This window comes from Peribacillus kribbensis DSM 17871 (assembly GCF_000430765.1).
GTDB lineage: Bacteria > Bacillota > Bacilli > Bacillales > DSM-1321 > Paraperibacillus > Paraperibacillus kribbensis.
In genome coordinates, this window is sequence record NZ_KE387238.1 from 277,657 (window position 1) to 302,349 (window position 24,693).

Sequence of the window (24,693 nt, forward strand, 5' to 3'; positions counted from 1 at the left end):
GGCTGGATGATCCAGCCTTCTGCATTCCTTTTTTTCTGTAAAAATTCCGGGACAGAATCATCCTTCATCTCTAAAAATGATGGTTTTTGTATTTTTTTGTGTATATGGAGATTTTTTATTTTATTCGCATTGGTAATAAATGTTATAATATTAAGAAGACTATTCTACCGGCCTTTCGCCTTAAGAAATGACTGGATGTGTAATCATGAATGAAAATAAACCAAACGGGCAAGCTGTCCACTTACAAGAAATATTAAATCTGGTCAAGTCTGTAGGCACGACTTCATATCGAAGTGCTGAAGCGGCTTTTACAACGTTTTTCCACAGCGGAAAGACAGAAAACCCTTCCCTTTTTGCTGATATCTTAGACGAGATTCATGCCCTCAATGAGAAAATTATTGATATGACATGGCTCAATGAGCATTTGAGGATTTTGCATGATTTTGGGAGGACCTGTTCCCAGACCTTAAATGAGAAGGTTTTAATGGAAAAAGCGTTTGAGCTGGTATCGCAGGTTATGCCCACAGATTCTTTTTTTATTGCTCTGTGGGATGAAGGAAGCCATGTGATCCAGATGTCCTTTATGGTCGAAAACGGAGAAATTCTCCCTCCTGTAGACATCCCTTTTGAAGATGGCAGCTTTACAGCAAAGGTCATTAAATCCAAGGAAACGATACATGGAAAAACAGCCAAGGAGCTGGATGAATTCAATTATATCATCGGTGCCGATGAACCCGACACATGCATTTTTGTTCCGCTGCTGGTCGATGACCAGGTGAAAGGGGTAATATCTGCACAAAGCAACCGGGAGTTTGCTTTTCGGAAAGAGCATGAAGATCTTCTGCAAATCATCGGAAACCAGGTCATTTCTTCTATTGTGACAGCCAGGCTGTATACAGCCAATTATGAAATGTCGCTCACCGATGAAATGACAGGGCTTGGCAACTACCGGGCCTTTCACTCGGACTTAGAAAAGCTTGTACAGGCCGGGAAGAGTTCTGTGTCTCTACTTATGATCGATTCTGACGGGTTAAAATCCATCAATGATCGATTTGGACATCATGCGGGAGATTTATATTTAAAAACGATTGCCGATGGCATGAAGTCCCTATGCGGCAGGTATGTAAAAGCGTACCGCTACGCCGGCGATGAGTTTATGCTCATTTTAGATGGTGCCGGACTGGATGAACTGGATTCTTATTTCATTAAATTGAGACAATATTTAGACACAAAACCGTTATACTTTCAAAACATTAAACTCCACGCTTCCTTCAGCGGGGGAGCTGCCGTCTATCCGCTCCACGCTGACTCCTCAGAAGCGCTTAAAAGAACCGCGGACCTTGCCCTCTACAAGGCCAAAAGAATGGGTAAAAATCAATATTACATATTCAGCCAGCTATGATATTGATCTTTTCCTTCCTGTCTTTCTTAACATGAGGGCCTGATTTTTTCATTAGAGTCAGGCCCTTTTCTATTGCGCTTAGGAATCAATGCGGAAGGAATACAGTGCCGGCATATAAAAGAGCTGTTATGCCGGCTGCAATCAATGCCGGCTTTAATTTAAATCTTGCATACTCGATGACTGATATATTGAGAATCCTGGCAAGAGTATTGGTATCATCGCTAAGCGGGGAAGCAAATGCCCCAAATGTTCCGCTCGCAAAGACAGCACCTATCATAATCGGCAGAGAAATTCCGGCAGCCTGCGCCATCGAAATCCCCATTGGCATCAGTATCCCCCAGGTCCCCCAGGCTGATCCGATAAAGTAGGATAAGGCACCTCCAAATAGAAACAAAACCGGCACTACAAAAAAAGAGGGAATCCAGCCGGTGTGCTGGGTTATGAAAGCTGCAAACCCCAGTTTTTCAGCAACCGAGGAAAGCCCCCACACGATACTCAGCAAAACAATGACAGAAACCATTTCATTTCCGCCCTGGATGAAGCTTCCTATCAGATCATTCAGCGTAAAACGCTGAAAAAGGAGCCAGACAAAGGTCAGCAGTGAAACAGCTAATAAGGCTGCCAGCATGGCTGCCATCACGTCGGCGTTTAAAAAGGCCTCTACGATTCCCCTATTCTTTTGGTAGCCACTCCACCAGGTAAAAACCATTGTTAAAATGATGATCAAAGCCAATGGTGCAAGAAGATTCCATGGCTTCACAGGCAGCTCCCTGTTTACAGAAGGATCACAGCTATGCCAATCATCCCCGCCTTCAGTGTTTCTGCCAATCTGATTGGGATCGCTGTTTTCGGTAGAACGAGAGCGATGAAAAAAGCTTAAATAGATTCCTACTATAATCATGACAAATGAAAAAAAGTTGAACGGAATACTCTGAATGAATAAGCGGTAAGGATCCAGTGACACATTCCCTGCATGGACTGCTGCATCCACCATGGAAGTCATATATCCTACAAAAGCCGTAGCGATGGGAATCAGGACAATGATAGGCGTAGCCGTCGTCTCAATCACAAATCCCAGCTCCTGTGCAGACATATTCACCTTCTGAAGCAGAGCCCTCATGATCGGTGCAATTGTGACAAAACGGAAGCTCGGTGCAGTAAAAGTTCCGAGGGTTGAAAGATATGTAAGAATTAAAGCCTCTTTTTTTGTATGTATCCTCTCCGAAGCTTTTTCCACAAATCCCCTCACTCCACCTGATATTTTAATGATTCCGATGAGACCCGAGAACATATATAGAAATAATATGATTTTAATATTGTTTTCATCCACCATTCCCTTTACCAAAAGACGGATGAATACATCCAATCCACCCGTGAGAGAAGGACTCAATAGATAGGAACCGGCAAGAAAACCGGCGAACAGCCCTGCCAAAACCTGCTTTGTAAGAATGGACAATGGTATCACAATTAAAAAAGGCACAACGGAGACCCAATTCCCTTCCATATGCTCCCTCCCTGACCGATAATATCTTTTAGCATGTGAAATCCATTAGCTTTTTATCCTCAGCCAAATTTCCATCGTTTTTCCGGAAAGATTAGGACAGCCATTGAATAAGGTTTAAAGAGAAGATAAAAAGAGCTGATTAAAGGAGGCTGTCTGTTAATGTTACTCATCTTTATATGCTTTTTGAGCATCCTTGGCTTGCTCCAGATCATTGGACTTGACACTCCGGGCAAAAACAGCGGTGAATTGCTGCAAAATGAAGAGCAATTAAAAGCCCAGACCATGATGTCACTGGATCCGGACAATTAATGATGTTTCGTAAGTATTGCAGCCATATATGGGAGTTCGGCATAGGCTGCAAGGCTTACCCCCGGCCCTTTTCTTCTATTCCCGAAACTCATAATAAACAGCCGCCCCCCAGCAGGAGCGGCCGCTCATTTAATTTTATTTCACTACATCATGTCCGCCGAATTCGTTTCTTAATGCTGCTACGACTTTGCCTGCGAAGGTATCATCTTCTAGAGATCGGTATCTCATCAGGAGTGACATAGCTATGACCGGTGTAGCTACCTGAAGGTCCAATGCTTCCTCCAGGGTCCATTTTCCTTCGCCTGAGGAATGCATGATTCCTTTAAGTCCTTCAAGCCGAGCATCTTTCGAGAAGGCGTTTTCTGTTAATTCCATCAGCCATGAGCGAATGACCGAGCCATTATTCCATACCCTGGCCACCTTTTCATAGTCAAACTGAAAATTGCTCTTTTCCAAGACGTCAAATCCTTCTGCAATGGCCTGCATCATCCCATATTCCACGCCGTTATGTACCATTTTTAAGAAGTGGCCGCTTCCGCTCTCTCCTGCATATAAATAACCGTTTTCGACACAAATATCCTTAAATATCTGCTCTACATGCTGAAAGGCTTCTGGGTTTCCGCCTACCATTGTACAAGCTCCATGGCGCGCCCCTGACATTCCGCCGCTCGTTCCGGTATCCAGGAAATGGATGCCCTTTTCTTCGAGGTTCTTGGCCCTTCTTATGGATTCCTTATAATTGGAATTTCCTCCGTCAATCACGATATCGCCTTTGTCTAATAATCCTTTTAGCTCATCGATTACATTTTCGGTGATTTTCCCTGCCGGAACCATGATCCAGACTGCCTTAGGGGATGGAAGGCTTTCAACTAATTCCGGAATGGACCCTGCCCCGGACGCACCCTCTTTAGTGAGTTTCTGAACATTCTCTGCATTAACATCGTAAGCTGTTACCTCATGCTTATGATCCATAAGATTCAATGCCAAGTTATATCCCATTTTTCCTAATCCAATTAATCCTATCTTCATAATAACCGCCTCTTTTTAAAATTTTTCAATGCTTATCCATCCTAAAATAGGAGTTTGAAGTTTGCCTGCCCTTGAATACCAGTTACATGCACATGCTTACCTTTTATAGTTTCCAGTCATCTGTAATAAATTCAAATAAGGGTATTATTTTTTAAAATCAGCACAAGTTATAACCGTACCAGATCTCAGGCAGGAGTAATCCAAGTGAAAATCATAAGAAGCTATTTTAATAACTATAGACTTTATATGTATATCGGGATAAACGTCTGCCTTCTCATCCCCCTGACAGTGTCTTCCTATATTGAAGCAGACCTGATGATTCCTTTTATACTGTTCCTTCCGGTTTGTGTATACCTTCTCTATAAATTTCTTGTGGATATCCCTGGTTCAATGGACTCCACGCTGAAGCTGCTTTCCTGCTCGCTCTTAATGCTCAGCATCGTTCTCCTCACCTATTCCAACTTGTATTTATCTATTTACAAACAATATGGACAATCTTCATTTTCCGGGCCGAATCTGACAGCAGATGATTTTATCTATTATAGTGTAACCACCTTTACGACTACCGGTTACGGTGATATCACTTCCACCTGCTCTCTTTCATATGCAGCAGCAGCCTCTGAAATGCTGATTGGCTTTCTTAGCAGCACAATCTTCATGGCCATCCTGGCAGCTAAGATTGCCAGGACATTCAATAAATAAACAAGCGCAATATAAAAAAGAAGGCATCAAAAAAAGCCTGTGGGATACAGGCTTTATCATACAGCATGAAGAATATCTTGATCCAGAAACAGACCTTTAAGGAGTCACTTCACCCCCGCGATTTTTTATTGGTAATATTGAGCATAACGAGGATCGTTTTTCATGCAGGCTTCCTGTGCCAGGGCCTCGTTATTCAGCATGGAGCCAGCCAGAGTTTCTTGTGCCTCATCCACCTTTTCAGTCATAGACTCTTCCATAGAATTTTTTTCATCCATATTTCTTCCTCCTTTTTTGAACCATAGTATCACCATCGTTCCAGGAATTATCCCTCTAGGAGGAGAACTGGAAAGCAGCCTCTATTTCATATGCTTTACTTTTGACTTGATGGGAGTCCGTTCCTTTTCAGCGGGGATTTCTTCAGGATACCCTGTACCGAAAATGCCAACAACATCATATTCTTCGCTGACCTCAAGCGTCTTTTTAACAGAAGAAGACACTCCGAGTGAACTCCAGAATGTGCCCACTCCATGGGACCAGGCAAGCAGGAGATAGTTTTGGATCATACAGGAAACCGCGGCCAGGTTTTCATCTCTCATTGCTTCAGAGCTTCCTCTATGGCTTAATACCGCAAAGACCACAGGCGCTTTTCCAAAATCTGTTTTATGGTTCAGTTGTTTTCTCGTTTCAGGACCGATGAAAATTACTTCCCATGGCTCAGTCATTTTATGGTTCGGAGCCACTCGTGCGGTTTGAAGCCAGGATTCCACTGTTTTAACATCCAGCTCCTCCTGCTTGAATTTCTTTATGGTTCTGCGGGATAGGATCAACTTTTCAATATCCATATTTTCTTCTCCTTTATTTTATAAATTCAGTGATTTTCCAGACATCCTTTATTATTTCTCTTTTATAGGGTATTCTCCTGTATTTAAATTTAAACTTTTACATAGGAATGCTTTGACTCGAGCCAATTTTTCCATTTACAATGATAGAGGCACTACGAGTTTACTAGAATAGCAGGAGATAGTTATGAAAAAGCGTAAAAACAAACGATGGAAGTCCTTTTTAATCCTGGCAGGAGTACTGCTGCTATTTCTTGCGGTGATGCGCCATCCAGCCATTAAGTCAGGAATACCTTCCTCTGTTCTTAAAGAGCAGATTGATCCTTTTAAACAATCCAGGCAATATACGCCTTTAATAGAAAGCGAATTAAAAAAATATGGACTTGAAGAGTACACCATGACAGTGGTAGCACTGATGCAGCAAGAAACAAAAGGAAAAGGAGGGGACCCTATGCAGGCTTCCGAGTCAGCCGGCCTCCCTCCAAATACCATCAACAGCCCTGAAAAAAGCATTCAACAGGGAATCAAACATTTTAATTCGGCCGTTACTTATGGAAAGAAGAAAAATGTAGATTTCCCAACGATTATCCAGGCTTATAATATGGGCACTGGCTATATCAATTATGTCTCTTCGCATGGCGGAAAGCACAGTGAGGTTCTGGCCAAGCAATATTCCATACAGCAGGTTAAAAAACAGCCGAAGATTTATAACTGTAAAGGAGATAAGAATAATTTCCGCTACCCTTACTGTTATGGAGATTTCACTTACACCAGCAAGGTAGAAAAAAATTTGGCAGCCCTTGCTGCCACCGGTCCTGCCAGGACGGCCGGTACATGATCTTTTCGTTTCAGGTCTGATGATTTACGCCCTGGCCGGTGTCCCGCTCCTTATTTTTTATCAGATACCTATGAATGCCTATTTCGATAAAGAAAAGGAAAGCTCCAATAAACAGGGATCCGGCAAGCCCCCGGAGGCCGTACCTCCCTATAACATCAATGGTGATCCCATAAAGAAAAAAGGCACAGCACCCATCTACAATCCCTGCTCCCAGGGGTCCCATTTTAGGGAGAAGATACAGATCGATTATAAGAAAGGATAATAAAAAATAGGTGATGCCAAACGCCAGTAATGGGCGAAAGGGCAATGCGGTTATATACACCAGGCCTATTATCGCCGGGATCATACAAAAGGCTTTTATCAATAATTGCTTGATCATTAGCTTCACCCCTTATTTAAAAATGCATGCAAAAAGCCAAAACAAAAACAGCCTTTCAGCAGTTTTGTTTTGGCTTATGTCTAGCTCTTATAGTCTAGTTCATTGCTGCCTTTATCCTTTAGGCCTTAGAATCAGCACGATAACGCTGCGATCACGGGAAAAGTCCCAATCCACAAATATATCAGAACAATCCTGTTGAATTAAAGAATCCAGGTCACTGTTGTGCAGGTATTTCTTTTCTAAGATCCTTTTGGTAGATTTTAAGATTTTCTCATACCCCTGGCGTATGAGTTCTTTTTCAATCCTGACGAGAATACCGTCCCTAACGAAGATGAGCATCCTGCCGTTAATATTATAGCTGCTCGTTTCGTCAGGGACTTTTTGTGCTTCAGCACTGATTTTATTTATTTTATGATGCAGAGCCTCTTTATTCGGGACTTTATCGGACATCTCCATCCCTGCTTCGGTTAAATCCGTTAAACCTACAAAGACTCCTGATTTATTCTGCAGATTCCAATCAAAGAACGCCTCTTCAATCTCTAGGCCGGCCAATCCCTTTATGTAGGCTTTGATTTCAGGTACCAGATTCGTGAATACAATTTCCCTCGTATTTTGGACGATATTCAGGTTCTCCTGATTTAACAGGGCAGTCTCCATTGGTGAAATGAAGTTCCTCATATGAATGACAATGAATGGCCTGGCAATAGTGACAAAAACGGATTCCGGTCCTTTGCCGAAGTTATCCCTCAGCAGTCTGCCCACATAGCTTGAAATCTCGACTTCTGGAGCTCTTCTTTCCACATCAGCTGCCCCTTTATAAGCTTATAGTAAAAATTAAATCCCCTGCTTACATTTCCTGCCTCAGCAGATAAAAGCATCATTTTCTTTTATCCTTTATTTACTAATACGTTTCCCAGCCAAGACGGCTTTTAAACATTTAAGAGGGACCGACCTGCTTGTTAGATTTAAGAATAAAGATAATCGTACTTTTATCCTTCTCAAAATCAAAATCAATAAACACATCTGTGATGTCTTGATTCAGCACGCTTCCAAAGTTGTAGGCATTGTTCATAAAAATGGACCGTTCCAGATTCTTTTTCGTAAATTTCAATGTGTCCCTATACCCTTTTACAAGCAATTCCCCTTCCACCATGGTCATGACTCCTTCTCTTGAAATTAAAAGAGTCTGTTGATTTATAAACAGGGAAGAAACCTTTAAAGGCGGTTTTTGGACTTTGGTGCTGATTTTACTTACCAGGGCATTTACCTGTGCAGAGCCTTTATAGTCTTCTGCCTGAAGTACATCCTCCGCATTGCTGATTAAACCGATCATAAAACCGGTCCTGTTCTCAATATTCCAGTCATAATACAGATCTTCGCACTCAAAGCCGGTCAGTGACTTGAAATAACTTTTCATTTCCGGAATCAGCAGCTTCATGATGATTTCCCGCGTCTGGAAGATGGTCATTTCATGTTTCTGCTCGAGAAGTGCTTTTTCAATGGGAGAAAGGAAATTTCTAAAGTAAATGGTCAAGTATGGCGGACGGATGGTTACAAAAATGGACTCCGGTCCTTTCCCAAACTGACTTCTAAACAGCTTACCAATGTAACTGCTATAATCCGTCTGTTCAATCTTATACGTATTTTTCATCGCTTCCTCCTTTCTATAAGACGGTTCATAGGATTCTGCTGCTTCCGGAAAGGCAAGCTATATATAGTTTCGGGGTAGATCTCAATGAGCTTGACCTGGATGAATATATAAAGAAAATAAAAAAGCCAAATAGAAGGAAAGGATGATTCCTTCTATTTGGCTTAAGCCCAGCTCTATAGTCCAGTTCATTACCACCAAAATCTATTAAAATCCAAGATGTTTTTCAAAAAAGAAATTAGATAAAAGCGATTTTTTCTGTTATCCATTGATTATTTTATTCATTGTACTAAGATAATTCAACAGTTTTTTTGTTATTTCAGGCGTACGATGAAAATATTTATCTGTTTTTCACTATTATTTCACATTCAAGGGAAACCTAAGTCAAACTCAATTATTGGTGGTGGCAGGATGTTTTCTTCTCTAAAACGATTTTTGATTGGCAGGCCCCTTAAATCAACTGAACTGGGAGAACAAAAGTTAAATAAAACAAAAGCGCTTGCGATTTTATCATCCGACGCCCTTTCATCCGTTGCTTATGGTCCTGAGCAGATATTAATCGTTCTTGTTACGGCCGGTGCCGCCGCATTTTGGTACTCCCTGCCTATTGCAGCTGGTGTGTTATTTCTATTGGCGGCTTTAATCCTGTCCTACAGGCAGATTATATTCGCATATCCGCATGGCGGCGGTGCCTATATAGTCTCCAAACAGAACCTGGGCGAAAATCCCGGGCTGATTGCAGGCGGATCGCTGCTCGTGGATTATATTCTGACCGTGGCAGTCAGTGTATCTGCCGGTACAGATGCCATTACTTCGGCTTTCCCGGCCCTTCATCCCTATACGGTCCTAATTGCATGCATACTCGTCCTACTTATCACGATCCTTAATCTCAGAGGATTGACAGAATCCGCATCCATACTCGCTTATCCAGTCTATTTGTTCGTGCTGGCTCTTTTTATCATGATTGGCGTTGGCTTTTTCCATATTTCCGGAGGAGAGGTTTCTCCATCCCGGCATGCTTCTATTGGTACACCGGTGGCTGGAATCAGCTTATTTCTCCTTCTGCGGGCATTTGCATCGGGAAGTTCCGCTTTAACCGGTGTGGAAGCCATTTCAAACGCTATTCCCAACTTCAAGAGCCCTGCCCCGAACAATGCGGCTAAAACCCTTGCAGCGATGGGATTGCTGTTGGCACTATTATTTACCGGGATTGTATATTTATCTTATTATTATGGGATCGTTCCAAACGAGAAAGAGACGGTTGTATCCCAAATTGCAGAGGGAATCTTCGGGAGGAATGTTTTTTATTATATTATCCAGGGAACCACCGCAATGATTCTCGTATTGGCGGCTAACACTGGATACTCCGCCTTTCCGCTTCTTGCCTATAATTTGGCCAAAGACAGGTATATTGCGAGAATGTTCACCATACGGGGAGATCGTCTGGGCTACTCTAATGGCATTATCTTTCTTGCCATTACCTCCATGCTTCTGATCCTTGCATTCAGGGGCAGGACCGAAAAACTTATTCCGCTATATGCCGTTGGAGTGTTCATCCCATTTACCCTTTCCCAGTCCGGAATGCTGGTTAAATGGCTGAAGGAAAAGCCGGAAGGCTGGAAAATTAAATTAACCATCAACTTCATCGGTGCATTGATCAGCTTTCTCGTTATGATGACCTTTTTCATAACAAAGTTCACACAGGTATGGCCGGTTTTAATTTTTCTGCCGCTGCTGGTCCTGCTCTTTCACAGGATTAAAAAACATTATACCGCAGTCGGGAAACAGCTGGACCTCACCACCTGCGAGCCTGCTCTGCCAATCAAGGGCAATGTGATCATTGTCCCTGTCGCCGGGTTTACACATGTTGTAGAAAATTCCCTCAACTATGCAAAATCCCTTTCGGCCGACCAAATCATCGCCGTGTATGTCGCCTTTGAACGGGAAGAAGAAAAGAAATTTGAAGAGAAATGGAGGAAATGGCAGCCAGACATTAGGCTTGTGACCTTAAACTCCTATTATCGAAGCATCATTCACCCGCTGACCAAATTCATTGATACCGTCCAGAAGAAGGCAAACGCAGCCGATTACAGCGTCACTGTGCTGATTCCTCAATTTATTCCTAAAAAAAGCTGGCATAACATTCTCCACAATCAGTCGAGCCTGCTTATTAGGGCATTCCTGCTTTACAGAAGGAATGTCATAGTCACAACAGTGCCCTACAGGCTGAAGGAATAAGGCAGGTAATTAGAAAAGAGGCTGTCCAGAAAGCCAAGTCAGTAAAATAAAGACAAAAGCAGGAGGAGAAAAATTTTTTCGTTATTCTCCACCTGCTTTATTTGGACTGTCCGTTTTCTTCCTTTAAACTTTCATTCTTCTTTTAAATGTAATATTTACAAAGCCTATACTAAGAACAATAAGAAAAAGTCCTAAGATCAGATTGAGAGTTAAGGCCTCGTGCAACAGGAATGAACTGCAGGTAATGGCAATCATCGGAATAAGAAAGGTATATGATCCCACTTTACTTGCTTCTCCTGATCCGACCAGGGTGAAAAAGGCCAGCCACCCGAGGGCGATGACAAAGATGGAAATGAAAAGAAGATTGGATATGAACGGCAGTTTCCATTGGATATCTCCCCAGCTTTCATAGCCGGATCCTACAGCCAAAAGGACCAAACCCCCTATAATAAGCTGAAGGCTCACCATCCAGATGGAATCCGTCCGGTCTCCCGTTTTCTTAACGAATACCGTACCAAGTCCCCAGCCCAAAGCCGATCCAAGGGCTAAAAGGATCCCGGTGCTGGAAATATCACCAGTGAATCCTCCTGCGCTGATGACGGCCACTCCTGCAAAACCTAGGATAAGTCCAAATATTTTAAGGCCATTCATGGATTCCCCAAGCCATAGCCAGCTGAAGATCCCAAGAAGCACAGGCTCTATAAAGACAATGGCTGAAAACAAGCCAGCCCCCATATATCCAAGACCGATTGTCTGAAGGCCATAAAACATGATGATATTTAAAAGTGCTGATATCGCGTATAAGTGCCAGTTCTTTTTAAGTTGCAGCTTTTTATATCTCGGCAGAGCCACAATAAGCAGGAGCAGCCCTCCAATAAGTGTCCGGATGCCCGCAAATAAAATGGGGGGCGTATAAGATAAAGCCATTTTAGACAACGGCCAGTTAATTCCCCAAATTACGACTAAAAATAATAAAATGAACATCGACTGCATTTTGGTAAGTTGTTTCACAGTACGTATCTCCTAACTTGATTCACTTTCTTGCATTAAATCCCCACATTATATAATACTCCTTCTTTTTTATATCACAAGGGTAATGCTTAGCATCCTTTTTCCGATTGCACACAAAAAGCCTGCCAGCACATTCTGATGGCATGACTTTAAGCCATTCCTTTGTCAGAGTGCTGACAGACTTCATCACTTATTCCAAATTTGCATGACTGCCATACATCCGGCTGGAATCCATATTCTTCAATTCCATTATTTTCAGTACAAGCGAGTCTAAAATCAGCAGAAGCATTTGTTCAAATAACGATCCCATCGGCTGGATGGTGGTACGGCCCTCACCATTCCGGTCCTTTGGAGTCCCCGGAATCTGCACGGTTAGATCTGCCATCCTGCCAATGGAAGAATCGGGATTGATTGTCATTGCGGCCATTTCCCCTGACATTCCCTTAGCTTTTTCAGCCATGGCGGCAAGGCTTTTCGTTTCACCCGATCCAGAAGCAATGATGAGAAGATCATCCTTCTCAAAGGCTGGAGTAATCGTTTCACCCACTACATAGGCTTCAAGGCCAAGATGCATCAGGCGCATGGCGAATCCTTTTGCCATTAATCCAGACCTTCCCGCTCCTGCCAAGAAAATCTTCCTCTTGTCCAGGATCTTAGAAGCAAGAGAGTGGATCTCTTTATCGTTGACTAATGCAGCGCTTTTTGCCAGCTCGTCCACGATCTGGCTTAAGTAGGAAGCTTCCATGGAATTACCCTTGCTTGATCATTTCCTGCATTTGTGCAGCTGCTTCTTTTTTATTGTCTTTGCTTGTGATGCCGCCACCGACAATAATCAGGTCAGGGTGCTGCTTAATGACTTCTGGAAGTGTTTCAAGCTTGATGCCTCCTGCGATGGCAGTTTTAGAATTTTTTACAACCTTTTTAATGGTGTTCAAATCTTCAAAAGAGTTTTGTCCAACCGCCTGCAGGTCATAGCCTGTGTGCACACAGATGTAATCCACGCCAAATTCATCAAGCTCCTTGGCACGTCCTTCAAGATCCTTTACAGCAATCATATCAACAAGAATCTTTTTCCCCTGTTTTTTAGCTTCCTCAACGGCACCTTTAATGGACTCATCTTCTGCGGCACCAAGGATGGTGATGATATCTGCGCCGGCTTCTGATGCCTTCATGACTTCATAACCTGCTGCATCCATGATTTTAAGGTCTGCAAGAACACTAAGATCAGGGAAGGCATTTTTTATTTCTTTAACAGCCCTAAGGCCTTCATTAATAACGACAGGTGTACCGATTTCAACAACATCAATATGTTCCTCAACCTCACGAATCAATTCAATCGCTTCAGGGATATTTACTAAATCTAATGCTAATTGTAATTGCATATAAGTCACCTCTTCTGTGATGTAAAATGACATGAGCCATTTCCACTTGTTGAATACCCTCAACAAATCAAATCGTAACTCATATATACAAAATTTTAAAGTACGCACTTTATTTTCATATAGTGACTTAAAAGTAAGGTAGTATCAAAAAACATACTATGGAGGCACAAAAGCACCATACAGAATAATCTGTACGGTGTTTATTATTCGATAAACCTTCACATATATACTGGTTAATCCTTCTTCATTCTGCTGGCTGCAGAATGAAGACATCATCCTTCATGACCGTTTTGCTGTAGGTTTTTCCCCACTCATACATGGCATCAATAATGGGAATCAGGCTCGTTCCTTCAGCGGTGAGAGAATATTCAACTTTTGGAGGAACAACCGGATATACTTCACGATGGATGATCAAGTCGTCTTCAAGCTCTCTCAGCTGGTTTACCAGCATGCGCTGGGTAACACCCGGCATTAGGGATTTCAGTTCCCCAAACCGCTTTGTACCATTTTTCAGATGCCATAATATCAGCATTTTCCATTTACCTCCAATTACGGCTAGGGTCAATTCCTTTTCACAGCTGAAGGTTTTTCCACTTAAATGTCCCATCCTTGTTCTCCCTTTTTCCATTTATCCTTAGTTCTTCACCGCCAAACGCAGTGACTTTTTAAAAGTATACAATACGAAAATGGTTCTTGTATAGAACAGAGCCCCGAGCCCTAAATGGCATGGATGGTTACAAACGTCCTCAACGCCTCTCCCCCTCCGATTTTTGGCAGGGCTTCCTTCCTGTTCATTTCGCCGGGCAGAGCCATCCATGGCTCCACACAGACAAATGGCTGATCTTCTTCTGCCCATAAAACGATATATGGAAATTCAGGACCATATTCCATCTTGATCGTTTTATCTGCTTCCGGCAGCTTGAACGCTATTTCCTTTTGAACAGCATCCAGAAGGACCAAAGATTCCTTCTTCCCTTCAAGGTCTAGGTTTTTCTGAATGGGATAATGCTTCCCATCATTATAATCCAGATATGTTTTTGCATCGGTATCGTAAACGAGCCCCTTCTCCCTTGTTTTAAAATAGGGATGGAAACCCGCATATAAAGGCATGGATGCCTTTGAGTTGTTTCTATATTCCTGATGGATGGAGAGGCTGTGACCTGTAAGGATATAGGTGAACAAAACCTCGAATTCGAATGGATATTCATTCAATGTGTCTTGATTGCTTCTGATTCTTAAAGTAATCGAAGCTTGATCCTCATTACACTGAGATCCAGACACCTGCCAGGATAGATTCCTTGCAAATCCATGATTTTTCATTTTATAGGTTGTTCCATCCCAATCATATTCCGAATTCTTCAGCTGTCCTGAAATAGGGAATAATACAGGAATCCCTCCCCTGACATTTTTGGAAAGATTATGAAGGGTTTCCTCGTTTAAAAATAATAATTCCGTATGGCCGACCCCAAAGCCCGTGATTATGCCCCCTCTTTCAGGAGCTATCTTCACCCAGGCAGATCCATCAGGGGAGGTTAATTGATACAGTGTCAAACTTTGTTCTTTATATGTAAGAATCTGATACACAGCTTCCTTCCTCCTTCAACGTTTTATGTACTTCTTATACCTGTCTGCATATGAAAGAACATTTTTTTGTGATATAATAGTTAATTGGCTGCAATATTTTTATTTAACATATAAAGTCCTCTTTCCCTTAAAGGAATCCTGGACAAGCCTCTAAAACAAATCAGCCAGTGAAAAGTGTTCAATGAAAAAGGTGAATTCAATGAATTATATAGTAGTCGATGTTGAAAGAAATAGCTTTAAATACGAAACAGTGAAGCCGAGTGAAATTATCGAAATTGGGGCTGTCAAAATCCTTGAGGATGGAACGATTGCAGATAAATTTTCCGCCCTCATTAAGCCTTCCTGCCCTCTTTCAAAATTCACCACGAAGCTTACCCACATTACAGATGACGATGTAAGGAACGCCCCTGTATTTAAAGAAGTATACCCAAAGTTTGTTGAGTTTTTAGGGGAAGATTATGTATTTGTTTCCTGGGGCAAGGAGGACTACCGGTTCTTTGAGGCAGACTGCAGCCGCAGCGGACTTCAAATGTTCACCCCCGCCTCCCATCTTGATATACAGGAAGTCTATATGTTTGGGATTTTAAATACCTTTACTACTCCAAGCCTGGCCGCTTCCCTCGAGGCGCTGAATATTCCTGTGAATGAACATTCCCACAGGGCATTGAGTGATGCAGAAAGCACCTCTCACATCCTTTTGGAGCTTAAAAGGCGGATCGACATCCATTCTGTCGAAAAGCCTAAAAGATATGCAGAAAAACAGTTTTTTACTGACGGAAGAATAAACAGTGCAGGAAAAAGAAAATATTCCAAGCTCATTCAATCCGTTCTGAAAAAGACTCAAAATGAACAAATTACCTGGCTTGAATTCAGCTCCCATCCAAAGTGGAGAGAATATGTGGAGGATTTTCAGGTCAGCCCTGCTTTGGAAAGCTTCTATGAGGGCCAGTTTGATCAATTCAAGGGGCATATCCTAACTAACAGTAAACCAAAAGAAACGGCTAAGCCCATTTAGGAGCCAGCCGTTTTTTGTTTTGTGCTGTGTCAATGGTATTTATAAACTTTGAATAGCAGCAATGAATCTTTCCGCTTCTTCTTCCGAATTGTAAGGCGCCAATCCTGCCCGGATCCAGCCTCCTGAGCGATTGATCCCCAGCTTGTCCGCCAGGGTTGTTGCATAGAAGTCGCCGTCAGCGATAAAAATGGCATGCTGTTCAGCCAGGATCCTGCATACCTCCCTTGGCTCGTATCCTTCTACCGTAAATGCGATGGTAGGAGTCTTTTGGATGTCCGCACCCGCCTGATACAAGTTGATAGGTTCCATCCCGCCAAGTGCATCCCGAATCATGTCCGCAAGGGCTCCTTCATGCTCCTCGATCTGCCGGATGCCTGAGACGATACGCTCCCTCCGTGTACTTCCAGTTCCCATCTGTTCGAAGAAGGCGATGGCCGGCTGTATACCCGCAATGCCTTCGTGATTTTGGGTTCCTGTCTCCAGTTTATCCGGATAGCAGGACGGAGCTGGTTCCAGCTTGTATGGCTGAAGATCTTTAAATATATTCTCCCGTATAGCTGCTATCCCAATATGTGGACCAAAAAACTTATAGGACGAACACAAAAGAATGTCTGCATCAAGCTCATCCCTATCTATCGGGATGTGGGGCGCAGCATGGACGGCATCCACCGCCATTAGGGCTCCCGCCTTCCTTGCCCGTGCAGCAATTGTTTGAATAGGGGCAATCGTTCCTACTGCATTCGATGCAAGTCCTGCTGCGACCAGCCGGGTCTTCCTGTTAATGATGGTATCCAAGTCTGATAAGTCCAGAGTCAGTTTCTCTGGATCCACAGGGATCCATCTGATGGTCAGCCCCCGTTCTTCCGCTGCCGACAGCCATGGATCTACATTGGCCCTGTGATCTAATTCAGTTACAACGATTTCATCGCCCTTTTCCCAATTCCTGCTCAGTGCACGGGCAATGGCAAATGCCAGCGTAGTCATATTAGCGCCAAAAGCCACTTCCCTCGGATCGACATTCAAAAAGTCTCCGACAGCCTCCTTCGATTCCCTTATGATGTGTTCTGTTTCCACACTGGAAGGGAAGGCTCCATGAAGATTCGCCCCTCCATTCTCCATATACCGGGTAATGGCTTGGATTGCTGTGTTAACTGTCTGCGACCCTCCAGGCCCATCAAAGTAGGCAGCCGGCTTTTCATGGTATTTGCGCCTTAATGCAGGAAACTGCTCACGGACTTTACTTATGGGATAAACTGCGCTCGTATGGTTCATTCAAGATCCTCCGATCATTAGAATCATTCATCATTGATAATTTACACACTGAATGATGGAATCCCTTCCTGGCACAGCGGAAAAATGAAGCTGCTCTTGTTTTATTTTTTTGCTTCTTCAATGAATTTCACAATAAGTGCCGCTGCGTTTTCCAGATCATCAAGATGGACACAGCCTGTGGCAGAATGAATATATCGAGACGGAAGAGAAATACAGCCTGCAGCAGCTCCTTCACCGGCCAATGACATGGCCCAGCCATCTGTAGCTCCATGCAAAAGCACTTCACGCTGAAACGGAATGGCATTCTTCCGTGCTGTCTGGACTAATTGCTGGGTTAACCATCTGGGAACTGAATTTCCAATCATTCCTGAGTTTGGCGCCCAGTCAAAAAATTTGATGGCAGGTCCTTTTCCAAGCTCCACGGGTATCTGCTTTTTTTCGATTCCCGGTGTCCCTCCTGCTAATGTAACATCAATTGCAAGGGCGATCTCTGGCTTTACATAAAAGGCTGCCGGACCGGCACCGCGGATTCCAACTTCCTCCTGTACAGATGCTACACCATATACCGTGGCGTCGATTTCCTTCTCGGAAAGCTGCTTCATCACTTCAATCAATACAGCTACCCCGGAGCGGTCGTCCACTGCTTTACCAGTAAATACCTTCGTATTGTTGAGGAAGTGTCCTTCTCTGTCAAAGGTCACATAATCCCCTATCTGCACCCCTAATTCTTCCGTTTCTTCCCTTGATGTTGTTCCCGTATCTATAAATAGCTGGGAAATCGGAATCGATTTTGATGCTTCTTCGGCTGAGACGATATGTGCCGGTTTTCCGCCGGTAATGCCTTTTACTTCCCCTTTTTCAGTATGTATGGACAATACTTGGTTGATGACCATGCGAGGATCATGACCGCCCGCGGGAGCAAAATGAATAAAGCCGTCATCATCGATATATTGGACTACAAAGCCTATTTCATCCATATGCGCACTGAGCATGATTTTAAAATCTGGATCCTTCCCTTTTTTAATAAAGAACTGATTCCCAAGACGATCGGAATGAAATTCATCATAATATCCTGCCAGTGCTTCCTTGGTATAAGACGCAACCTGTTCCTCCGCTCCTGAGACTCCCGGAATTCTGTCAAGCTCGGTCAACACCTGTGCCAAATTCTTCTCCAACTTACTTCCTCCATTCCACCTGGTACTATTAGTCTCCAGTTTAAAGATGTTAACAGTTTACAGAGAAACTCTTTTCTAGTCAATAAATTTAGAAAATTGAGAAAAAAGTATAAAATTGCAGACTTATTCGTTGTGCCTTACCTCTTATGCTGATACACTAATGACTACACTATCTGCCTTATACGGAGGGGTTTTTATGGCTGAAACATTGGCTTGCAAGGATATTATTTATGCGTTCAGTAAAGATCATAAACCTGTAAAACAGGTTAAGCCAGGCACTACCATTTCAATTGATACATATGATTGCTTTCAAAACCAGATCACTTCAAGTGAAACGGGAATATCCTCAATCGATTGGGATCAAATTAATCCCGCGACTGGTCCCATTTATGTCGAGACCGCTGAGCCCGGGGACCTCTTAAAGGTAAAGGTCCAAAGCATAAAATTCTCTGAAACCGGGGTCATGACAGTTGGGCCGGATCTTGGTGTATTAGGTCCGCATCTGGAAAAGTTCGAGGCGAAAATCATCCCCATTAGAAATAATAAAGCCATTTTTAATGAAAAAATCGAACTTCCCCTGAATCCAATGATTGGTGTTATCGGCGTAGCTCCTGCTGGCGAGCCCGTTTCCTGCGGGACACCTGGACCGCATGGCGGGAATATGGATACAAAGCTCATTACCGAAGGAGCTGAAATCTACTTCCCTGTTTTCACAGAAGGAGCCTTATTCGGCCTTGGGGATATGCATGCAGCCATGGGTGACGGTGAAGTCGGGGTATCCGGAATCGAGGTTTCCGGAACAGCAGTTGTCACTTTGGATGTGATCAAGGGAACATCGCTGAACTATCCACTGTTAGTGAATGATGAAGGAATCGCATTCTTAGTTTCCGCGGAGACACTTGATGAAGCCGTAAGAGTCAGTATTGAAGAGATGATGGCGTTTCTTCTACCAAAAACAGAGCTTACCATGAATGAATTGACTATGCTTTTCAGTGCTGCAGGGGAAACACAGATCAGCCAGGTGGTTGATCCTCTCGTAACCGCCAGATTCTTTATACCTGCACACCTGCTGGAATCACTAGGAATAAAATGGTTTGATTGAATTTACCATACGAAGGTTTAAAAAGAGAGCAATATGGTATAATATAAATATACTCGTTGCGGGACTTAACCAGGTCGCAACAGTAGGGGCCCGGTTATCCGGGCCTTTTTTGCTGCGATCCAATATACCTGTTTTTTTAAGATGCTCTTGATTATGGTTGGATAATAAGAGTCTTGATAAACTGCTGAGTATATACAAAAGCAGGTGGGGACGGTCTCCACCTGCTTTATTTTTAGGGACTTAATGGATAGCCCCGCTTTTCCTATTATTCTACAGCTCTTCCGCTGCGGTATTCATGAAAGACTGAATTTGAAAGATATTTATGGAAGAACCATTCTCCTCCGCCGTGACTACGGCAGAAATTAATGACCCCAGTACGACATTTTCCTGTGTCAGTAAATAAGGCCTGTCCCATCAGCCAGATTACAATAAAGCTGACCACCATATCTGAAATGACAGCGACCATATTCCTTTTCGTATAATCGGTCTTCCCATTAGTGCCCCGGTAAATCATTAGGTCGCCCATCTGGAATCACCCGGGCATTTTTATTTTTATGTATCCTTTATCTGATACAATAAATACATATTCTTTTAACTAATCTGAAAAAACTGAGGTGAATGACATGTATTGGACCCCATTATTTGAAATCGATGTACCCCCAGCACCCTTCTGCTCTTAATGGAAGGGAGGAGCTGCACCTCCGTTAAGGGCTGTATCCAACCTAAAAAAAACGGAGGGTATAACATGAAAAACACCTTATTGGGTTCTTCGTATTTAATGCTGGCTTCAAGTCTTTGGGGCGGCATGTATGTTGTAGTAAAAGTGGTTGTCTCAGTCATTCCTCCGCTGGAACTTGTTTGGCTCAGGTATGCGGTCGCGATCGTCGCACTTCTCGTAATCGGGCTGATCACCAAACAAAATTGGCGGATTCAAAAACATCATTTCTTGCTGATCATCGCCATTGGAATCATAGGCAACGCTATTTCCATCGTAACCCAGGAAACGGGCACCATGCTGTCCACGGCTCAAATGGGAGCCATTATCACGTCTGCCACACCTGCATTTATGGTTGTTTTTGCCCGATTTTTCCTCAGGGAACGAATAACGTTAAAAAAAGCGATATCCGTCCTTTTAGCAACCATTGGAGTGTTTCTCATCGTGGGCATTGGGGATCTGGATGTATCCAGCAAGCTTGGAGGCCTTTCCCTCCTAATCGCTGCCCTGACCTGGGCACTCATGTCTGTACTTGTAAAACGTCTGCCGGATGATTATTCACAAATTGTGGTGACCGCCTATTCCATAGCAACAGCCTTAATCATATTGACTCCCTTTGTTTTACCAAGATTACATCTGCTTGAAGCCTCTCAGCTGGCACACCCGGCCATCTGGGGAGGGATTCTGTACTTGGGGATTATATCAACAGCGTGTGGATTTCTGCTTTGGAATCGAGGTTTACAGATGCTCAACGCCGCAAGCGGAGGAATATTTTTCTTCTTTCAGCCTGTGGTTGGGACCCTGCTCGGATGGCTTATTCTTGGTGAGAAGATCGGCTTTTCCTTTTGGGCTGGCTCCATTTTGATTCTAACGGGGGTCTTATTCGTTATCCGCGAAAAAGAGTAGGATGTAAAAAGAGGCGGACTCAATAGGCCGATAAAAAAATCGCCTTGTGAGTCGCCTCTCTATTTGTTTTATCCCTGATTGCTTACTTTTCCGTAATCCTGATATCCGTAAAAGCCTGATTGAATAGTTCACTTTTAATGAGAAGATTACCTAATACGTCTCTCTCGTCCTCAGCCTGCATGACTTCAGAAAGCAAAACGTCTCTCCCATTCTTCACAACTACTTTATATTCGTTCAAGGTACACACCCCGATCTTTAGGTTAATTTACCCAATCATTTTTTCAAATTTAACTTGCTTGTTAATCATATACATAATCGGCATCCCTACCGCCATTACGGCAAATTCCCCTATGGCTGTTGTCAGCCAGGTAAACAGGAAAGGCAGCCCAAAGGCAAGATGCAGCTCAAGGGCAATGAAAAACATCGTAAACGTAAAGATCAACGTGTTGAAAATCATACGTGTCCATAGGCCTTTAATAAATTTTGCAGTCATGATGGTAATCAATAGAGCAACCAAGGACTGTCCGACTCCAAATATGAGATCGTACATCTTCATTGGGGAGAAAAACAGATTGGTTAAAAATACCCCAAGAATAATGCCCAAAATATATTTTTTATTAAACACCACTAAGTGGTTAAAAATTTCGGAAACCCTGAACTGAATCTGGGTAAATCCAAATGGCTGGATAATGGCAGAAACCGCGATATAAAGAGCAGCCAGCATCCCATTTACTGCAATGGATCTTATATTCATCTCTAAAACTCCTTAGTTTTTTATCGTGGGAGGTTCTCGAACCACGTCAACTAAAATAGTCTAAAGCATTATAAAAGACTAGTCAATGGACAATTTTTAATCAATTTTTTTAGAAAATGAGTTTGTAAAGATATTATAATCGCAAAAAGACCCTGACTTTTGAAGTCAGGGTCTTTCGTTATCAATTCAGTCCACAGAGCTGGCTTCCGCTAAGGTTTTTCCTTTTGTTTCCGGTGCCCATGCAATCGAAACGAGAAGGCCTAGGATTGTTAGCCCGCCGCCAATTAACATGGTGATCCCAATTCCTAAAATGTTTAAGGAATACGGAAGAAGGAATGTCCCTACAAAGGAACCTATGCGGCTGAAGGCTGTACCCATACCTACTGCTGATGCACGGATCTCAGTTGGGAAGAGCTCATTGGGATAAATATAATCCAGGACACTTGGCCCCCCTGAGAAGAACGCATATAGGGCAAAACCTAATAACACGACCCATATGGAAGAATGAGGGAAAATCCCTAAAATGAACATCCCGACGGCCATCATAACAAAAGACCATATTATGACGGGACGCCTCCCTAATTTGTTAACAAAGATCAAGGCTGGAATACAGCCGATCAAGAAGAACAAGCTGATGATAATTTCACTTAAGAATGCTACATTTTCTCCTTTTAAATGGAAAGCCTCTAATATCTGAGGGCCGAAAGTGTATATCGCAAAAGTAGGAATGATTTGGAAAGTCCAAAACAGGCCGATAAATAGAGTCCGTTTTAAATATTCCCCTTTAAACATGCTGCTGAACTTTGCTTTTACTACCTTTTCTTCTTTCAATTGTGTTAAATCAACATCCACACCATATACGTCTTGGATGATTGCACTGGCTTCCTTGAAGCGTTTTTTGCTTACGAGCCATCTGGGTGATTCAGGCGTACCCCATCGCATGACCAGCAGAAGGAGAGTTGGGACCGCACTGCTTACGAGCATCCAGCGCCAGGCACTGTCACCTAATGGAAGCAATAAATAACCAACAATATAAGAAACAAGTGCTCCTAAATACCAGGTTGACATTAAGATACCCAGCATTTTACCGCGTTGTTTTCTCGGAGAAAATTCGGCCAGTAAGGCAGTCGCTATCGGGTAATCAGCACCTATTGCAATTCCCATTAAAAATCGTACAATGGTCAGCTCGACTGCATTGTGTACAAAAAATTGCAAAACTGAAAATACTAAAATAGCCACTAAATCCAAGGTGTACATAACATGCCTTCCAACCCGGTCAGTGATATACCCAAACACTAATCCCCCTAACAATAATCCAGCAAGGGCAGAAGCACCGATCATTGCGCTCCAAAAAGTAGTCACGTGCATTTGGTTATTCATATGAGATAAAGCTACGCCAATAATTGTTAAGATATATCCATCTAAGAATGGACCTCCGCATGTATAAAGAGTTAATTTGCGGTGAAATGAAGTGAAGGGAGATTCATCCATTATAGTTTGTAAACGCATCTATCCGTCTCCTTAGGTGATATTTGTTTAGAGATATTGCACAATATCATCCCCCAAGAGGAAGAATAGTATTAGAAATACAATATTGAAGCTAATCGGCAAAATAAAAAAATAATCCCGATTCTCTGCCACCTTTATGGGACAAACTTGTCAACGATAGCCATTAGACCCCGCTGCAAATTTTATTAACCTGGCAGACTGATTACTTTTTTACTCAACCGATTTTTATGAATTAGAAGGAACTTTGAATTAATCAGGATCAGATGAATAAGTATTCGGCCAGATGATGCTTCGAGCCTTTGGATATTTACGGTGTAATTCACCGCGTTCGGCCAGTTCATCCCACCCTCTTACTGAGCCATCCTGCGCGCGATAAGCAGACAGAACTTCCGCTGACTCCTCATACCCGGCCATTCTGAGTCTTTCCACAGCTTCCTTAAACGATACCCTTTCTTTCTGGGCATTTACCAGATATTGACTCAATCTTTCCAGAATTTCTTCCATATGGAGATCAGGCTGCTCATTTAATTGACGAAGAATCCGATCGGCAGCACTCTGCTTAATGGCATAAAGGCTTTCTCCTATACGAGGACGGATATTCAGGCCTGCCTCCTCTAATGTTAAACCAGGTTTAGGAGGCATAACCCACTCAAGTTCAATCGAATATGGCCACTGCCCATCTGAGGGTTTTACCGGAGATACGACCCTGGTAAGGCCAATGATTCGCTTAACGGGCCTTATTACATAAATAAACACCATCTGTCCGGCTTTAATTTGTTCAGCTACCTTTCTTCGGTTATGCGGAAATCCCACTGAAGGGCTTTTTTCGGGGTCATAAATTCCTGGATATACAACCTTGATCATCCACTCTCCTGCCCTGTTCGCTATCCATTCAGAATCCTCTGCTAAATCCTTGACCTTCAACAGCTTCTTCAAGTTTTTTACTTCTTCTTTAAGAAGTGCTGTTTCTTTTTCTAATTCAAACACTCTATCTTCAAGAGACAATGTCTTCCCCCCTGGGGTGCAATATAATCTGTTGCTTATTCTAACTTAATATAAACATGGAGTCAAATAACATATATGACTCCATTTCCGGATTAAAACTCGGTATACCCTAAACTTTATAAGTTAAGGCCCTGACCCCAAATATAATTAACTTTTATTAAGTATGAACCACCTTAAATGGTTTTAAGCGAAAAAGAAGAGACTGAAAATAAACAGCCTCTTCTTCCGTTCCTTTAATTCAATATCCGCATCCACATGATTCATGATGATCATAAAGAGACGGCAAAACTCCGGTCATTCCATGGCCCGGGTATCCCCCGCCCATTCCGTAGCCCGGATATGCTCCGCCCATTCCGTAGCCTGGATATCCTCCGC

At 42.9% G+C, this 24,693-nt stretch carries 27 protein-coding genes and 1 riboswitch; of the genes, 8 read left to right on the forward strand and 19 right to left on the reverse strand.

Going from position 1 to position 24,693, the window contains the following annotated elements; all coding sequences use genetic code 11:
• The first annotated feature begins 205 nt into the window (after positions 1-205).
• A complete protein-coding gene (locus H539_RS28685) occupies positions 206-1,402 on the forward strand; it encodes a sensor domain-containing diguanylate cyclase (RefSeq protein WP_051348605.1) in 1,197 nt (398 codons plus the stop codon).
• A gap of 85 nt (positions 1,403-1,487) precedes the next feature.
• Here the strand turns inward: H539_RS28685 and H539_RS0115070 are convergent, their stop codons facing one another.
• Positions 1,488-2,906, reverse strand: coding sequence for a Na+/H+ antiporter NhaC family protein (locus H539_RS0115070; protein WP_026694212.1), 1,419 nt, complete (start codon positions 2,904-2,906; stop codon positions 1,488-1,490).
• A gap of 159 nt (positions 2,907-3,065) precedes the next feature.
• Between H539_RS0115070 and H539_RS31590 the strand changes: the two genes are divergently transcribed.
• Positions 3,066-3,215 carry a hypothetical protein gene (locus tag H539_RS31590; protein WP_155890074.1) on the forward strand — a complete coding sequence of 50 codons (150 nt, stop codon included), beginning with the start codon at positions 3,066-3,068 and terminating at the stop codon, positions 3,213-3,215.
• 135 nt (positions 3,216-3,350) lie between these two features.
• On the opposite strand, the gene gnd is transcribed toward H539_RS31590, so the two are convergent.
• The gene (gene gnd / locus H539_RS0115085) at positions 3,351-4,244 is read right to left on the reverse strand and encodes a phosphogluconate dehydrogenase (NAD(+)-dependent, decarboxylating) (protein WP_026694213.1); all 894 of its coding nucleotides are present in this window, start codon (positions 4,242-4,244) and stop codon (positions 3,351-3,353) included.
• A 204-nt stretch (positions 4,245-4,448) separates the two neighbouring features.
• Here gnd and H539_RS30200 point away from each other — a divergent pair, with 204 nt between their 5' ends.
• Positions 4,449-4,946: an ion channel gene (locus tag H539_RS30200; protein ID WP_051348606.1), complete on the forward strand. Its 498-nt coding sequence runs from the start codon at positions 4,449-4,451 to the stop codon at positions 4,944-4,946.
• Positions 4,947-5,071: 125 nt separating this feature from the next.
• Here H539_RS30200 and H539_RS31595 read toward each other — a convergent pair whose 3' ends face one another.
• Positions 5,072-5,221, reverse strand: a complete 150-nt coding sequence (locus H539_RS31595) for a hypothetical protein (protein WP_155890076.1) — start codon at positions 5,219-5,221, stop codon at positions 5,072-5,074.
• Positions 5,222-5,302: 81 nt separating this feature from the next.
• Entirely contained in the window at positions 5,303-5,788 is a 486-nt protein-coding gene (locus tag H539_RS0115105; RefSeq protein ID WP_026694214.1) for a nitroreductase family protein, read from the reverse strand.
• Positions 5,789-5,972: 184 nt separating this feature from the next.
• On the opposite strand from H539_RS0115105, the gene H539_RS0115110 reads away from it, so the two are divergent.
• Positions 5,973-6,623, forward strand: a complete 651-nt coding sequence (locus H539_RS0115110) for a lysozyme family protein (protein WP_026694215.1) — start codon at positions 5,973-5,975, stop codon at positions 6,621-6,623.
• 10 nt (positions 6,624-6,633) lie between these two features.
• Here the strand turns inward: H539_RS0115110 and H539_RS0115115 are convergent, their stop codons facing one another.
• The 3 genes from H539_RS0115115 to H539_RS0115125 all read right to left on the reverse strand — a co-directional run bounded on the left by H539_RS0115115 (position 6,634) and on the right by H539_RS0115125 (position 8,653).
• Entirely contained in the window at positions 6,634-7,002 is a 369-nt protein-coding gene (locus tag H539_RS0115115) for a DUF2512 family protein (RefSeq protein WP_026694216.1), read from the reverse strand.
• A 111-nt stretch (positions 7,003-7,113) separates the two neighbouring features.
• A complete protein-coding gene (locus H539_RS0115120) occupies positions 7,114-7,803 on the reverse strand; it encodes a Na-translocating system protein MpsC family protein (RefSeq protein ID WP_026694217.1) in 690 nt (229 codons plus the stop codon).
• A 136-nt stretch (positions 7,804-7,939) separates the two neighbouring features.
• Complete coding sequence (locus H539_RS0115125; RefSeq protein WP_051348607.1) at positions 7,940-8,653, reverse strand: Na-translocating system protein MpsC family protein; 714 nt, start codon at positions 8,651-8,653, stop codon at positions 7,940-7,942.
• A gap of 408 nt (positions 8,654-9,061) precedes the next feature.
• Between H539_RS0115125 and H539_RS0115130 the strand changes: the two genes are divergently transcribed.
• Complete coding sequence (locus H539_RS0115130; RefSeq protein ID WP_026694219.1) at positions 9,062-10,888, forward strand: APC family permease; 1,827 nt, start codon at positions 9,062-9,064, stop codon at positions 10,886-10,888.
• Between the two features lie 123 nt (positions 10,889-11,011).
• On the opposite strand, the gene H539_RS0115135 is transcribed toward H539_RS0115130, so the two are convergent.
• The 5 genes from H539_RS0115135 to H539_RS0115155 form a co-directional block, all read right to left on the reverse strand.
• The gene (locus tag H539_RS0115135; RefSeq protein WP_425414729.1) at positions 11,012-11,881 is read right to left on the reverse strand and encodes a DMT family transporter; all 870 of its coding nucleotides are present in this window, start codon (positions 11,879-11,881) and stop codon (positions 11,012-11,014) included.
• Between the two features lie 208 nt (positions 11,882-12,089).
• On the reverse strand, positions 12,090-12,644 hold the full coding sequence (gene hxlB / locus H539_RS0115140; RefSeq protein ID WP_026694221.1) for a 6-phospho-3-hexuloisomerase: 555 nt from the start codon (positions 12,642-12,644) through the stop codon (positions 12,090-12,092).
• Between the two features lie 4 nt (positions 12,645-12,648).
• On the reverse strand, positions 12,649-13,281 hold the full coding sequence (gene hxlA / locus H539_RS0115145; RefSeq protein ID WP_026694222.1) for a 3-hexulose-6-phosphate synthase: 633 nt from the start codon (positions 13,279-13,281) through the stop codon (positions 12,649-12,651).
• Between the two features lie 244 nt (positions 13,282-13,525).
• Positions 13,526-13,888, reverse strand: coding sequence for a winged helix-turn-helix transcriptional regulator (locus tag H539_RS0115150; protein WP_026694223.1), 363 nt, complete (start codon positions 13,886-13,888; stop codon positions 13,526-13,528).
• A gap of 110 nt (positions 13,889-13,998) precedes the next feature.
• Positions 13,999-14,865, reverse strand: coding sequence for an aldose epimerase family protein (locus H539_RS0115155; protein ID WP_026694224.1), 867 nt, complete (start codon positions 14,863-14,865; stop codon positions 13,999-14,001).
• A 199-nt stretch (positions 14,866-15,064) separates the two neighbouring features.
• Here H539_RS0115155 and H539_RS28695 point away from each other — a divergent pair, with 199 nt between their 5' ends.
• The gene (locus H539_RS28695) at positions 15,065-15,880 is read left to right on the forward strand and encodes an exonuclease domain-containing protein (protein WP_051348608.1); all 816 of its coding nucleotides are present in this window, start codon (positions 15,065-15,067) and stop codon (positions 15,878-15,880) included.
• Between the two features lie 39 nt (positions 15,881-15,919).
• Here the strand turns inward: H539_RS28695 and H539_RS0115165 are convergent, their stop codons facing one another.
• Positions 15,920-17,152, reverse strand: coding sequence for a cysteine desulfurase-like protein (locus H539_RS0115165; RefSeq protein WP_026694225.1), 1,233 nt, complete (start codon positions 17,150-17,152; stop codon positions 15,920-15,922).
• Positions 17,153-17,253: 101 nt separating this feature from the next.
• On the reverse strand, positions 17,254-18,327 hold the full coding sequence (locus tag H539_RS0115170) for a M42 family metallopeptidase (protein ID WP_026694226.1): 1,074 nt from the start codon (positions 18,325-18,327) through the stop codon (positions 17,254-17,256).
• 196 nt (positions 18,328-18,523) lie between these two features.
• Here H539_RS0115170 and H539_RS0115175 point away from each other — a divergent pair, with 196 nt between their 5' ends.
• Positions 18,524-19,429 (forward strand): acetamidase/formamidase family protein, encoded by a 906-nt coding sequence (locus H539_RS0115175; RefSeq protein ID WP_026694227.1) that lies wholly within the window; start codon positions 18,524-18,526, stop codon positions 19,427-19,429.
• Between the two features lie 265 nt (positions 19,430-19,694).
• Here H539_RS0115175 and H539_RS30205 read toward each other — a convergent pair whose 3' ends face one another.
• Positions 19,695-19,955: a DUF2512 family protein gene (locus H539_RS30205; protein ID WP_051348609.1), complete on the reverse strand. Its 261-nt coding sequence runs from the start codon at positions 19,953-19,955 to the stop codon at positions 19,695-19,697.
• A gap of 219 nt (positions 19,956-20,174) precedes the next feature.
• On the opposite strand from H539_RS30205, the gene H539_RS0115185 reads away from it, so the two are divergent.
• Positions 20,175-21,050, forward strand: a complete 876-nt coding sequence (locus H539_RS0115185) for a DMT family transporter (RefSeq protein WP_026694228.1) — start codon at positions 20,175-20,177, stop codon at positions 21,048-21,050.
• A gap of 82 nt (positions 21,051-21,132) precedes the next feature.
• Here H539_RS0115185 and H539_RS31600 read toward each other — a convergent pair whose 3' ends face one another.
• From H539_RS31600 to H539_RS0115205, 4 genes are all read right to left on the reverse strand, one after another.
• Positions 21,133-21,288: a hypothetical protein gene (locus tag H539_RS31600; RefSeq protein ID WP_155890078.1), complete on the reverse strand. Its 156-nt coding sequence runs from the start codon at positions 21,286-21,288 to the stop codon at positions 21,133-21,135.
• Between the two features lie 27 nt (positions 21,289-21,315).
• Complete coding sequence (locus H539_RS0115195) at positions 21,316-21,804, reverse strand: QueT transporter family protein (RefSeq protein WP_026694229.1); 489 nt, start codon at positions 21,802-21,804, stop codon at positions 21,316-21,318.
• A gap of 6 nt (positions 21,805-21,810) precedes the next feature.
• Positions 21,811-21,855: riboswitch (PreQ1 riboswitch) on the reverse strand.
• Positions 21,856-21,990: 135 nt separating this feature from the next.
• Positions 21,991-23,313, reverse strand: a complete 1,323-nt coding sequence (locus H539_RS0115200) for an MFS transporter (protein WP_026694230.1) — start codon at positions 23,311-23,313, stop codon at positions 21,991-21,993.
• 249 nt (positions 23,314-23,562) lie between these two features.
• Positions 23,563-24,318 (reverse strand): hypothetical protein, encoded by a 756-nt coding sequence (locus H539_RS0115205; protein WP_026694231.1) that lies wholly within the window; start codon positions 24,316-24,318, stop codon positions 23,563-23,565.
• Between the last annotated feature and the right edge of the window lie 375 nt (positions 24,319-24,693).